At 66.0% G+C, this 12,644-nt stretch carries 13 protein-coding genes; 9 read left to right on the forward strand and 4 right to left on the reverse strand.

Translation table 11 applies throughout. From position 1 onward, the window contains the following. Positions 1 to 32: 32 nt before the first annotated feature. Positions 33 to 1,487: a 30S ribosomal protein S1 gene (rpsA, locus tag ILP86_RS11280; RefSeq protein WP_046749289.1), complete on the reverse strand. Its 1,455-nt coding sequence runs from the start codon at positions 1,485 to 1,487 to the stop codon at positions 33 to 35. 239 nt (positions 1,488 to 1,726) lie between these two features. Here rpsA and ILP86_RS11285 point away from each other — a divergent pair, with 239 nt between their 5' ends. Together ILP86_RS11285 and ILP86_RS11290 are read left to right on the forward strand one after the other, a co-directional pair. Beyond that, positions 1,727 to 2,284, forward strand: a complete 558-nt coding sequence (locus tag ILP86_RS11285; RefSeq protein ID WP_193761930.1) for a hypothetical protein — start codon at positions 1,727 to 1,729, stop codon at positions 2,282 to 2,284. A gap of 197 nt (positions 2,285 to 2,481) precedes the next feature. Next, complete coding sequence (locus tag ILP86_RS11290; protein WP_227750956.1) at positions 2,482 to 3,081, forward strand: hypothetical protein; 600 nt, start codon at positions 2,482 to 2,484, stop codon at positions 3,079 to 3,081. Between the two features lie 18 nt (positions 3,082 to 3,099). Here the strand turns inward: ILP86_RS11290 and ILP86_RS11295 are convergent, their stop codons facing one another. Then, positions 3,100 to 3,825, reverse strand: coding sequence for a hypothetical protein (locus ILP86_RS11295; RefSeq protein WP_058632816.1), 726 nt, complete (start codon positions 3,823 to 3,825; stop codon positions 3,100 to 3,102). A gap of 107 nt (positions 3,826 to 3,932) precedes the next feature. On the opposite strand from ILP86_RS11295, the gene ILP86_RS11300 reads away from it, so the two are divergent. Beyond that, entirely contained in the window at positions 3,933 to 4,868 is a 936-nt protein-coding gene (locus tag ILP86_RS11300; RefSeq protein ID WP_193761931.1) for a 5'-3' exonuclease, read from the forward strand. 21 nt (positions 4,869 to 4,889) lie between these two features. Here ILP86_RS11300 and ILP86_RS11305 read toward each other — a convergent pair whose 3' ends face one another. Then, on the reverse strand, positions 4,890 to 5,876 hold the full coding sequence (locus ILP86_RS11305) for a PHP domain-containing protein (protein WP_193761932.1): 987 nt from the start codon (positions 5,874 to 5,876) through the stop codon (positions 4,890 to 4,892). 2 nt (positions 5,877 to 5,878) lie between these two features. Next, positions 5,879 to 6,949 carry an anthranilate phosphoribosyltransferase gene (gene trpD / locus ILP86_RS11310; RefSeq protein WP_046749293.1) on the reverse strand — a complete coding sequence of 357 codons (1,071 nt, stop codon included), beginning with the start codon at positions 6,947 to 6,949 and terminating at the stop codon, positions 5,879 to 5,881. Between the two features lie 288 nt (positions 6,950 to 7,237). Between trpD and ILP86_RS11315 the strand changes: the two genes are divergently transcribed. From ILP86_RS11315 to ILP86_RS11340, 6 genes are all read left to right on the forward strand, one after another. Then, positions 7,238 to 7,795 (forward strand): heme-copper oxidase subunit III, encoded by a 558-nt coding sequence (locus ILP86_RS11315; RefSeq protein ID WP_227751204.1) that lies wholly within the window; start codon positions 7,238 to 7,240, stop codon positions 7,793 to 7,795. 20 nt (positions 7,796 to 7,815) lie between these two features. Next, complete coding sequence (locus ILP86_RS11320) at positions 7,816 to 8,619, forward strand: c-type cytochrome (RefSeq protein ID WP_058632814.1); 804 nt, start codon at positions 7,816 to 7,818, stop codon at positions 8,617 to 8,619. 36 nt (positions 8,620 to 8,655) lie between these two features. After that, on the forward strand, positions 8,656 to 9,732 hold the full coding sequence (locus ILP86_RS11325) for a ubiquinol-cytochrome c reductase iron-sulfur subunit (RefSeq protein ID WP_193761933.1): 1,077 nt from the start codon (positions 8,656 to 8,658) through the stop codon (positions 9,730 to 9,732). Further along, positions 9,729 to 11,540 (forward strand): cytochrome bc complex cytochrome b subunit, encoded by a 1,812-nt coding sequence (locus ILP86_RS11330; protein ID WP_058632813.1) that lies wholly within the window; start codon positions 9,729 to 9,731, stop codon positions 11,538 to 11,540. Before ILP86_RS11325 ends, ILP86_RS11330 begins: the two co-directional genes overlap by 4 nt. Positions 11,541 to 11,619: 79 nt before the next feature. Then, positions 11,620 to 12,024, forward strand: coding sequence for a RidA family protein (locus tag ILP86_RS11335; protein WP_046749297.1), 405 nt, complete (start codon positions 11,620 to 11,622; stop codon positions 12,022 to 12,024). A 30-nt stretch (positions 12,025 to 12,054) separates the two neighbouring features. Then, positions 12,055 to 12,570 carry a GNAT family N-acetyltransferase gene (locus ILP86_RS11340; RefSeq protein ID WP_193762030.1) on the forward strand — a complete coding sequence of 172 codons (516 nt, stop codon included), beginning with the start codon at positions 12,055 to 12,057 and terminating at the stop codon, positions 12,568 to 12,570. The last annotated feature ends 74 nt before the right edge of the window (positions 12,571 to 12,644 follow it).

The raw sequence follows: 12,644 nt of genomic DNA on the forward strand, positions 1-12,644 counted from the left end.
AGGCGAGGTGACGACCCGTTTCAGAATGCTGTTTAAGCGTTGCCGCCCGAGAGCTTCTCGCGCAGAGCGGCGAGAGCCTCGTCGTCGGCGAGGGTGCCGGCGCCGGCAGCCTCGCTCGTGAAGGACTGGCCGCCGAAGTCTTCGCCGGCCGCAGCCTCGGCCTCGGCCGCCTTGACGACCTGAGCCTTGTGCGCCTCCCAGCGAGCCTGGGCTGCAGCGTACTCCTGCTCCCATGCCTCGCGCTGGGCGTCGAAGCCTTCCTTCCATGCACCGGTCTCGGCGTCGAAGCCCTCCGGGTACTTGTACTCGCCGTTCTCGTCGTACTCGGCGAGCATGCCGTACAGGGCCGGGTCGAACTCGGTGCCGTTGGGGTCGACCGACTCGTTGGCCTGCTTCAGCGACAGCGAGATGCGACGACGCTCGAGGTCGATGTCGATGACCTTGACGAAGACCTCTTCGCCGACGGAGACGACCTGCTCAGCCAGCTCGACGTGCTTGCTGGAGAGCTCGGAGATGTGGACGAGGCCCTCGATGCCGTCTGCGACGCGGACGAACGCACCGAACGGAACGAGCTTGGTGACCTTACCCGGCGTGACCTGACCGATCGCGTGGGTACGGGCGAAGACCTGCCACGGGTCCTCCTGCGTCGCCTTCAGCGACAGGGAGACGCGCTCGCGGTCGAGGTCGACCTCGAGGATCTCGACGGTGACCTCCTGGCCCACCTCGACGACCTCGGAGGCGTGCTCGATGTGCTTCCAGGACAGCTCGGAGACGTGCACGAGGCCGTCCACGCCACCCAGGTCGACGAACGCACCGAAGTTGACGATCGACGAGACGACACCCTTGCGGACCTGACCCTTGTGCAGGTTGTTCAGGAACGTGGTGCGCGACTCCGACTGCGTCTGCTCGAGCAGCGCGCGGCGGCTCAGGACGACGTTGTTGCGGTTCTTGTCGAGCTCGAGGATCTTGGCCTCGATCTCCTGGCCGAGGTACGGCGTGAGGTCGCGGACGCGGCGCAGCTCGATGAGCGAGGCCGGCAGGAAGCCACGGAGTCCGATGTCGACGATGAGTCCACCCTTGACGACCTCGATGACCGTACCGGTGACGACGCCGTCGTTCTCCTTGATCTTCTCGACGTCTCCCCAGGCACGCTCGTACTGTGCGCGCTTCTTGGAGAGGATCAGACGGCCTTCCTTGTCCTCCTTCTGGAGAACGAGGGCCTCGACCAGATCGCCGACAGCGACGACCTCGTTGGGGTCGACGTCGTGCTTGATCGAGAGCTCACGCGAGGGGATGACACCCTCGGTCTTGTAGCCGACATCGAGGAGGACCTCATCGCGGTCGATCTTGACGATCGTGCCTTCGATGATGTCGCCGTCGTTGAAGAACTTCAGGGTCTTCTCGACCGCGGCCAGGAAGTCCTCAGCAGATCCGATGTCGTTGATGGCGACCTGCTTGGTGGCCGGGGCGGTCGTTGCGGTAGTCATGTAGTGGGTTGTCCTTGTTGAATGGAGACTCGGGCTGAGAGGCAAAGACCGCGCACGGCCGACAGCATGCTTCACAGCAGTTGGATTTTGGTTTTCTCGCCACGAGGGCATGCGCATGCACGCCACGAGTGACGGTTAAGGCTATCAGAAGTTCTGATACAGCAGGAGTCGGATTCGGCGGACCGACCGACTGTGGATAACTCCCGCGGGCTCGTGGCGCTTCCGACTACCGTGACGGGGTGATCTCGCCGACTCCCGCTCCCGCCACATCCCGCCGCTTCGGCGCCTTCGCGATGGTTCTCGGCGTCATGGTCCTCGCCGGATGCACGCCGTCGCCAGCCCCGACGCCCACCCCGACCGCAGTGTTCGCCTCGGAAGAAGAAGCCTTTGCCGCCGCGGAGGAGACGTTTACCGAGTATGTCCTCGCTCTCAACGAGATCGACACTTCAGACCCGACAACGTTTGAGAGGCTTTTTGAACTTTCGAGCGGGAGTGTCGAGAGAGCAGATCGCGAGAATTTTTCGGCGATGCATGCAGAAGGACAAGTCGTTAGAGGCGACACGCGAGTGCTCTCCTTCAGCGGGGCGCACAGCGATGAACCGTTGACAGAGGTAACCGCCTCGGTCTGCTTAGACGTGAGCGCAGTTGAGATTGTTCGCCCTGACGGATCCTCAGCAGTCAGACCAGATCGTCCCGACGTGTACGGGCTTAGCGTCACTTTCTTAACCGCCGACTCAGGCGCACTGCTAGTCGATTCGGCCGTCTCAGACGAAGAAGTTCAGTGTCCCGCGTCGTAGCCGTGATTGGCCTCGTTGTCGCTCTCTGTCAGTTGAGCGAGACCGACAAACCTCCGGGTTTCTCGGACTTTATTGCTGGAACCGACGGCACCCACGTAACGACCACTGGCACCCAGACGCAACCCTCCTCCGGTGCACCCCACAGCGGCTCGCCCCGAGGAGACTCTCCACCCTCCCCCTCCGGTCCCGGATTCCCCGTGCACGAGTTCGACTTCGATTCCTGCCTCGACGACTGGAACAGTTCCCGAGGGTGCTTCCGCGCGGTGTCCGATGAGGAGCCGCCGACCGATCCCGCGCAGGACGCGACTGCCGCCCCGACCATCACCATCAACGACCTCGCACAGTTCGCGCCCGATCCCGTGGCGAATGTGGGAGAGCCCGACAACCTCGGCGTCGCCGGCATGCCGACGAACTTCGTCGCTGCAGCAGCGGTGCACACCCGCTCAGGATCGCTGTTCGGCACGGTTCTCACCGTGCGGTTCACGCCTGTCGGGTATGAGTTCGTGCACGGCGACGGCACCTCCGCGACCTCGAGCACTGGCGGACAGACCTGGTCAGCGCTCGGCCAGGCACCGTTCACACCCACCACGACGAGCCATACCTATGACGAGCGCGGCACCTACCGGGCCCACGTCACCGTGCGCTACACCGCAGAGGTCGATCTCGGCGGGGGCTGGTTCCCGGTGACCGGGCAGCTCACGATTCCTGGTCCGGCTCGGGAGATACGCATCTTCGAAGCGCACACCGCCCTCGTGGCCCACACCTGCGAGCAGAGACCGACAGCACCGGGGTGCTGAGCCGGACCGACAGGCGCGCTATCGCACGGCAGTCACGACCGCCGCGGCACCGTCGGCATCGACGAAGCCCTCGAGGGTCAGGACGGCGTCGTCCTCGATGCCTTCCGCAGGCACGAAGGTGATCTGCGGGACCAGGTCCATCGTGCACACCTCGTTCGCACTCGGCTCCAGTCGGATGATCCCTTCCTTCGCATTCACGGTTTCCAGCGTTCCCGAGGCCGGCACGCAGGTGGACGAGCCCCATGTGAGGATCGCGAGCTCATGCGCGTCGATCCACGCCGCCGCCGGGGTCTGCGGCGACATCCGATCGGCCGGGATGATCTCCCCCGTTGCGAGTGCCGGCAGGGTGAGCTCGGCCTTCTCTCCCCCGACCTCGGTCACGGTCAGCTCGACAGGGCGGGAGGAGTCGAACCCGGCAGGGAGGCCGAGGTACAGGCCGTGCGCCGTCTGCACAGCGGCGCACGCCTGGTCCGGCCCGGCGACGAGCACGATCTCCAGCGACTGCTCCCCCGCCACGAGGTCGCCGATCTGCGGTGCGCATGCGTCGCCCCACGTCTTCAGCACGAACGACGTCGCATCGAGCCACGCCGCCCGCGGCGCGTACGAGGCATCGGATGCGTCGGGGTCGGATGTCGACTCCGGAGCCGGGGAGGTGCCCGCAGATGCTGCACAGCCGGCCAGGACTCCGGCGAGCACCACCCCGCCCAGGATCACAGCGGACAGCGTTCGGGGGAGAGCATTCATACTCCTGTGTGTCACGACACCCAGGATCGTCTCATCCACGGCTGGTGGGCCACGCCGCCGACGCAGGGGGCCGGTGCCGGGTCGGAGACCCGTGTCAGACTGTGCTCGTGACCGATCGCCTCATGCTGCTCGACACCGCCAGCCTCTACTTCCGTGCGTTCTACGGCGTCCCCGACAAGGTGACCGCGCCGGACGGCTCTCCGATCAACGCGGCGCGGGGTCTGCTCGACATCGTCGCCAAGCTCGTCACGCTCTACGAGCCCACGCACGTCATCGCCTGCTGGGACGACGACTGGCGGCCGCAGTGGCGCGTGGATCTCATCCCGAGCTACAAGACGCACCGCGTCGTCGAGGTCATCGCGAATGGGCCCGATGTCGAAGAGGTACCCGACCCGCTCGAAGCGCAGATCCCCCTCATCCGCGAGACGCTCGCTGCGATCGGCATCCCCATCATCGGTGTCGCCGACCATGAGGCCGACGACGTCATCGGAACCCTGGCCACCGACGCCACGATGCCGGTAGACATCGTCACGGGCGACCGCGACCTCTTCCAGCTCGTCGACGATGCCCGCGATGTGCGTGTGATCTACACCGCGCGTGGCATGAGCAATCTCGAAGTCGTGACCGACGCGACGGTCGTCGCGAAGTACGGGGTACTCCCCTCCCAGTACGCCGACTTCGCCACGATGCGCGGCGATTCCTCCGACGGCCTCCCCGGCGTCCCCGGTGTCGGAGACAAGACCGCCGCGACGCTCCTGCAGGCGCACTCCGACCTCGAGGGCATCCGCGCCGCTGCCGAGACGGGAGAAGGCATGAGCGCCGGGGTACGCGCGAAGATCCTCGCAGCGATCGCCTACCTCGACGTGGCTCCGACGGTGGTCGCGGTGGCCAGGTCCCTCCCCATCACTGCGCCGGACGTTCCACTCCACGTGCTCGACCCCTCAGAGGTCGACGCGGCGAACACCCTGGCCGAGAAGTGGAATCTCGGCGGCTCCATGACGCGCGCGGTCGCCGCTGTGTCGAAGGCCGCCCTCGCGTCCTGATCGTTCTCGGGGCCGCTGCGTCTACTCCGCCCAGGCGAGCAGTCGGGAAAGCCCCCACGTCGTGACGATCCGCGAGGCGGGAACGCCTGCACGCTCTGCGCGCTCGGCGCCGTGATCGAGCAGAGAGAGCTGTCCTGGTGCGTGCGCATCCGAGTCGATGGAGAACAGGCATCCCGCCTCGAGGGCGATCGCGATCAGTTCGTCCGGTGGATCCTGCCGCTCGGGGCGGGAGTTGATCTCGACGGCGACGCCGTTCTCGGCGCACGCGGCGAAGACCGCAGTCGCATCGAACACCGACTGCGGGCGGGTCCCCCGCTCTCCTTGCACCAATCGCCCGGTGCAGTGGCCGAGCACGTTCACCCGCGGATGCGACACCGCGGCGATCATCCGCGCGGTCATCGGTCGTGCGTCCATGCGCAGCTTGGAATGCACGGACGCCACGACGATGTCGAGCTCGCCGAGCAAAGAGTCCTCCTGGTCCAGAGTGCCGTCTTCGAGGATGTCCACCTCGATACCGGCCAGAAGCGTGAAGCCCTCACCGGACTCCTTGCGCACCAAGGGACTCTGCTCCCGCAGCCGTTCGGCGGAAAGCCCGCGTGCCACGCGAAGTCGCGGCGAGTGATCGGTGATCGCCTGATACTCGTGCCCGAGCGCACGCGCTGCCGCGGCCATCACCGGGATGGGCGTGGTGCCGTCGGACCAGTCAGTGTGCGCATGGAGATCACCGCGCAGCTTCGATCGGAGCACGGATACCCGCTCCGGCTCGACATCGCCGCGCAGTTCGACCAGGTACTCCGGCACCTCCCCGGCCTGAGCCTGCCGGATCACCGCGAACGTCGACTCCCCGATCCCCTTCGCCGCGCGCAGCCGCGTGGGGTCGGCGCGGACGCCCTCGGGAAGGTCCTGCAGCGTCGCCGCCGCCTGCCGGAACGCCTTCGCCCGATACCGGGAGGCCCGCTCGCGCTCGAGCAGAGATGCGATCTCCAGCAGCGCGTCGACGGGATCCACGGTCACTCCTTCGGTGCAGCCAGCTCGCGACTCACCGAGATCCACTGGTCGAGCTTGGCCAGCGCGCGGCCGTCGTCCACCGCAGCCGCTGCCTTGTCGTATCCCTCACGAAGGCGTTCGAGGATCGGTCGCTGCACCTGTGTCGCGTCCTGGGAGAGCTCGAAGGCGACGATGCCCGCGGCGGCGTTGAGGAGCACGATGTCCCGCACCGCGCCCGTCTCGCCCGCGAGGGTTCGCCTGAGCACCTCTGCGTTGTGCTGCGGTGACCCTCCGATCAGGTCCGCGAGGTCGGCGATCGGGATGCCTAGATCACGCGGGTCGAGATCGTGCTCATGGATGTCTCCGCGCGTGACCTCCCAGATGCGACTGTGCCCCGTGGTGGTCAGCTCGTCGAGCCCGTCATCCCCTCGGAAGACGAGCGCCGTCGCGCCACGCGTTCGGAACACACCGGTGATGAGGGGAACGCGCTCGATCTGTGCGACGCCCACCGCATTGGCCTCCGCGCGGGCCGGGTTGCAGAGCGGTCCGAGCATGTTGAAGACCGTGGGAACGCCGAGCTCGGCGCGGACGGAACCGGCGTGCCTGAACCCGGGATGGAAGGCCCCCGCCCAGGCGAACGTGATCCCGGTGCGATCGAGGATGGAGGAGACCGACGACGGATCGAGCGACAGCTCGAGACCGAGAGCTCCGAGCACGTCGGAGGAGCCGGACGCCGAGCTCGCGGCACGGTTGCCGTGCTTGACCACCGGCACTCCGGTGGCGCCGATGATGATCGCCGCGGTGGTCGAGACGTTCACCGTACCGACGCGATCGCCGCCGGTACCGACGATGTCCAGCACGTCAGGAGAGACGGGAAGAGGCACCGCGGCCTCGAGGATCGCGTCACGGAATCCGACGATCTCGTCGATCGTCTCCCCCTTCGCCCGAAGTGCGACCAGGAAGCCGGCGAGCTGAGCCTCGGTGACACTCCCTTGCATGATCTGGCGCATCGCCCACGTCGACTCCCACACACTGAGATCGCGGCGCTCCAACAGAGAGGTGAGCACGTCGGACCAGGTCAGGGAATCAGCCATGTGTGCGATCCTATCGGCGCGGAGAAAACATGCAGATGCTTCCGGGCGGACGTGCGATCAGCGCCCATCCCTTGTTTCCCGCGGATTCACCGGCTATTCGCAGTGTTTTCTTAGGGTCCCCTAAGTCGAACTCAGGCAATCCTGGGCCCGCAGGTGCAAGAATCACGCCCGCGGATCGGCCATAATGGAGGGGTGACGACCTCAGCGACGTATGCCCCGGCGGCGAGAACGATTAAGCGGCCCAACCCGGTAGCTGTCGGCACCATTGTGTGGCTCGGCAGCGAGGTGATGTTCTTCGCGGGACTCTTCGCGATCTACTTCACCCTCCGCAGCACCTCTCCGGAGCTGTGGGCGGACCGGACCGAGCTGCTGAACGTCCCGTTCGCCGCAGTGAACACTGCGATCCTGGTGCTCTCCTCGTTCACGTGCCAGATGGGCGTGTTCGCGGCAGAAGACCTGCAGCCCTACAAGATCGGCAAGGGACAGAAGAACGGCGCCGGCCGCCGTCGTCTGTTCGGCTGGGGAATGGTCGAGTGGTTCTTCCTCACCTTCGCCCTCGGCGCCATCTTCGTCTCCGGCCAGGTCTGGGAGTACGCGCAGCTGGTGGCTGAAGGCATGCCGATCAGCGCCGACTCGTACGCCTCCGCGTTCTACCTGACCACGGGCTTCCACGCCCTGCACGTCACGGGTGGCCTGGTCGCGTTCCTGCTCGTCATCGGCCGCGCCTACGCGGTCAAGAACTTCCGGCACAAGGAGGCGACCTCCTCGATCGTGGTGTCCTACTACTGGCACTTCGTCGACGTCGTCTGGATCGTGCTGTTCCTCGTTATCTACTTCCTGAAATAAGAGCGGAGCTGATCCCCGAGATGGCACGAGAGAAGAAGCGCCGTTCCAGCGGTCGTCGCAGCCCTTTGGCGGCGGCCGCGCTCATCGGAGCAGGCCTCATGATCACCGGCGCTGTGTACGCCGGAGCGACCGCCGCGTTCGCCGCGACCGACACCCAGTCGGCTGCGACCTCGCAGCTGACGGTGGAAGACGGCAAGAAGCTGTTCACCGCCAACTGCGCCACCTGCCACGGTCTCGACCTGCAGGGAACCGCCAACGGCCCCAGCCTGTACGGCGTGGGTGAGCTGGCCACCGAATTCCAGCTGTCGACCGGCCGCATGCCGCTGCAGATGCAGGGCCCGCAGGCTCCGCAGAAGGCACCGCAGTTCACCGAGGACCAGATCCTCGCCATGGCCGCCTTCGTCCAGTCCGAGGCTCCTGGCCCGACGTTCCCGTCGGACCACATCCTCGACGGCAAGGGCGATGTCTCCAACGGTGCGGAGCTCTTCCGCGTCAACTGCGCGATGTGCCACAACGTGGCCGCAGCCGGTGGAGCGCTCACCGAGGGCAAGTACGCTCCCGGTCTCGGCGAGACCAGCGCACTGCACATGTACGCGGCAATGGTCACCGGCCCGCAGAACATGCCGGTCTTCGGCGACATGAACCTGTCCGACGAGGACAAGCGCGACATCATCTCGGCACTGCTCTTCCAGCAGCAGTCCGTGCAGATCGGTGGATTCTCGCTCGGCTCGCTCGGACCGGTCTCCGAGGGCCTGTTCGTGTGGATCTTCGGTATCGGCGCGCTCGTCGCCGTCACCGTGTGGATCACGGCGAAGTCCAACTGACGCTTAATCATCGAAGAGGAACGTACGAGGAGCACCATGGCACACGACGACGACTCGCAGGCTCTTGACAGGGCCTACCAGCCCTCTCCAGGGCTGGGTGTCGCAGTCAGCGATCCCGTGCAGAACCCCGGGCTTCCGCCGCACCGCGAGCGGATGACCGACAAGGACCCGCGCGCAGAGAAGGCCGCTGTCCGCACTGTCTACACGCTGTTCTACCTCTCGCTCGCCGGGAGCATCTGGGCGGTCGCCGCCTACATGCTGTTCCCGATCGAGAGCGGCGCGCTCATCGACATCCGTCAGAACAACCTCTTCATCGGTCTCGGCATCGCTCTCGCGCTGCTGGCCCTCGGCATCGGTGCGATCCACTGGTCCAAGGCGCTCATGTCCGACAAGGAGTTCATCGAGCACCGCCACCCGACCCGCGGCAAGGACTCCACGCGTGAGGCGGCCATCAAGGCCTTCTCGGACGCGAACGAGGAGTCCGGTTTCGGCCGTCGCGCCATGATCCGCAACTCGCTGTTCGCCGCGATCGTCGCCTCGATCATCCCTGGCGTGACGCTCTTCCGCGGACTGGCTCCGCACTCCACACCGGATGACCCCACTGCGGGAGATCCGGTCGTGCTTCTCAAGCACACCATGTGGGAAGAGGGAGCACGCCTGGTGCGCGACCCCGACGGCACACCGATCCGCGCGGCCGACGTCACGCTCGGCTCCGCTTTCCACGTGATCCCGGAAGAGCTCGCCACCCTCAGCCACAGCGACGGTTACCTCGAGGAGAAGGCCAAGGCCATCGTGCTGATGATGCGCCTGCGTCCCGAGCAGCTGATCGAGGCCGAGGACCGCAAGGACTGGTCGTACGACGGCATCGTCGCCTACTCCAAGGTCTGCACGCACGTCGGCTGCCCTGTGGCACTGTACGAGCAGCAGACACATCACCTGCTGTGCCCGTGCCACCAGTCGCAGTTCGACGTCACGGACCACGCAAAGGTCATCTTCGGCCCGGCGGCACGTCCGCTGCCGCAGCTGCCCATCACCGTCGATGACGAGGGCTACCTGGTCGCACGCAGCGACTTCACGGAACCCGTCGGCCCGAGCTTCTGGGAGCGCCATTGAGCACCGCAACGCTGTCCAAAGAGGACAAGGACACCAAGGCGCCCCTCGGCGGTCGCTTCGTCGGTGCCGCGTCGAACTACATCGATGAGCGCACCAGCCTCTCCGGCTTCGTCAAGGAGCTGGGTCGCAAGATCTTCCCCGACCACTGGTCGTTCATGCTCGGCGAGATCGCCCTGTGGAGCTTCGTCGTCGTGTTCCTCTCCGGAACCTTCCTGACGTTCTTCTTCCAGGCGTCGATGGTCGAGACCCACTACACCGGCGCCTACGCGCCGATGCGTGGAATCGAGATGTCCGCGGCTCTCGAGTCGTCCCTGCACATCTCCTTCGACCTGCGCGGTGGCCTTCTGGTCCGCCAGATCCACCACTGGGCGGCTCTGGTGTTCATCGCCGGCATCGGCGTGCACATGCTCCGCGTGTTCTTCACGGGCGCATTCCGCAAGCCGCGCGAGCTCAACTGGGTGATCGGATTCATCCTCTTCATCCTCGCGATGGCCGAGGGCTTCACCGGATACTCGCTGCCCGACGACCTGCTCTCGGGTAACGGTCTCCGCATCATCGACGGAATGATCAAGGGCCTCCCCCTGATCGGCACGTGGACCTCCTTCCTCCTGTTCGGCGGAGAGTTCCCGGGCACCGACATCGTCGGCCGCCTCTACACGCTGCACATCCTGCTGCTGCCGATGCTGGTGATCGCGCTGATCGTCGTGCACCTCATGCTGATGATCATCAACAAGCACACGCAGTTCGCCGGCCCCGGCCGCACGAACGACAACGTCGTGGGCTACCCGATGATGCCGGTCTACATGTCCAAGATGGGCGGCTACCTGTTCATCGTCTTCGGCACCATCGTGTTGATCGCGACCTTCTTCCAGATCAACCCGATCTGGAACTACGGCCCGTACGACCCCTCCCCCGTCTCCGCCGGCACCCAGCCGGACTGGTACATCGGCTTCGCGGATGGCGCCCTGCGTCTCGCTCCGTCGAACTGGGACATCGTCTTCCTGAACCACACCTGGTCCTTCGGAATCATCGCGCCTGTTCTGGTCCTCGGTCTGTTCATCGTGGCCGTGGCGATCTACCCCTTCATCGAGGCGTGGGTGACCGGCGACAAGCGCGAGCACCACATCGCGCAGCGTCCGCGCAACGCCGCGACCCGCACCGCGATCGGCGTCGCCGGTGTGGTCTTCTACGCCGTACTGTGGGCCGCTGCATCCTCCGACCTCATCGCGACGCACTTCATGCTCACGATGGAAGGCGTCATCCACACCCTGCAGGCGCTGCTCTTCCTCGGACCGATCCTCGGCTACTTCATCACCAAGCGCATCTGCATCGCGCTGCAGAAGAAGGACCGCGAGATCGTCCTGCACGGTTACGAGTCGGGCCGCATCGTCCGCCTCCCCGGCGGCGAGTTCATCGAGGTCCACCAGCCTGTCGACAAGTACGACCGCTGGAAGCTCATCGACGTCGACACCTACGAGCCGCTCGTGGTGCGTCCGAACGCGAAGGGTCGCATCCCGTGGACCGAGAACCTCCGTTCTTCGATCTCGCGCTGGTTCTTCGAGGACCGTCTGGCGCCGCTCACCCAGGCGGAGGTCGAGGCCGCGGATGCTCACCAGCACCACGTCACGGCTCAGAACGACGAGACCGAGGCTGCGGAGATCCAGGGCGCGCATGAGCGTGCAGGATTCCCCGACGCCCCGCTCACGGTCGACGAGACGCACGTCGACGAGACGCCCAACACCCCCAGCACGGTCATCGCGACCGAGCCGGTGAAGAAGCCCCGCAAGAAGTCGGAGGACGGCGAGTAGTCGCCGCTCCCCCACTGATGAAGGCCTCGTCCACGCGGACGGGGCCTTCATCGTTGTTGCCGAATGAGAGGATCGAACCATGTCTTCCGCCGTCCAACTGATCCGGGCCACTTCCCTCGCCGATGCTCCCTATGCCTACGCCGCGACAGCCCCGTCCGGATCACGCCTCATCTTCCTTGCGGGCGCGTGTCCGCTCAACGACGACGGCTCGACCGCCGCGCCCGGCGATTACGCGGCACAAGCAGCCAGGTGCGTGGAGACCCTCGAGGAAGCGCTCGACGTCGCAGGCGCGTCCCTCACCGATGTCATCAGCACACGAGTACTGGTAGCCTCCTCGTCCCAGGCCGACCTCGTCACCGCCTGGGATGTGGTCCACGCCGCCTTCGGCGCGCACGACGTCCCCAGCACCCTCCTCGGCGTCACGGTGCTCGGATACGACCACCAGCTCGTGGAGATCGAGGCCATCGCCGCCGTGGCCGACTGACCTCGGCCAACTGATCCTGGCTGCTTGAACATGGAGATCGTCATCCGTCCGGCCACCCCTGACGACGACGCCGCCACCGAACGCATCGAGATCGCCGCGGATGCGCTGCTGGTCGACCGTTTCGGCGCGGTCGACTGGCCTCCCCCTACGCCCGCGGTCGAACGCACGTCGTCGCCGGGGTTCGTGTTGGTCGCCGAGCACACCGACGACGCAGCAGTCGAGCGCCCTGTCGTCGGGTTCGCCCACGTGCTGGAGATCGATGGCCATGCGCACCTCGAACAGCTTTCCGTGCTTCCGTCATACGGGCGCCGAGGAATCGGTCGTGAGCTCGTCGAGGCTGCTCTCACGGAGGCACGGAACCGCGGGTACGCAGAGATCACGCTCCGCACGTATGTGGATGTGCCCTGGAATGCCCCCTTCTACAGCTCCTGTGGTTTCGTCGCGAGCGATCCGGACACTCCGCTGCTCCGGAAGCTCGTCGAGGTCGAATCCGCGCTCGGTCTCTTCGAGTATGGTCCGCGCGTGCAGATGACTGCATCACTCTGAATTGCGGGAGCGGAACAGGCCTCCTGCGATTCGCGGGCAGGATGTGACCGCATTCGCACGTCACGAGACGGGAT

Source organism: Microbacterium sp. R1 (assembly GCF_015159725.1).
Classification (GTDB): domain Bacteria; phylum Actinomycetota; class Actinomycetes; order Actinomycetales; family Microbacteriaceae; genus Microbacterium; species Microbacterium oxydans.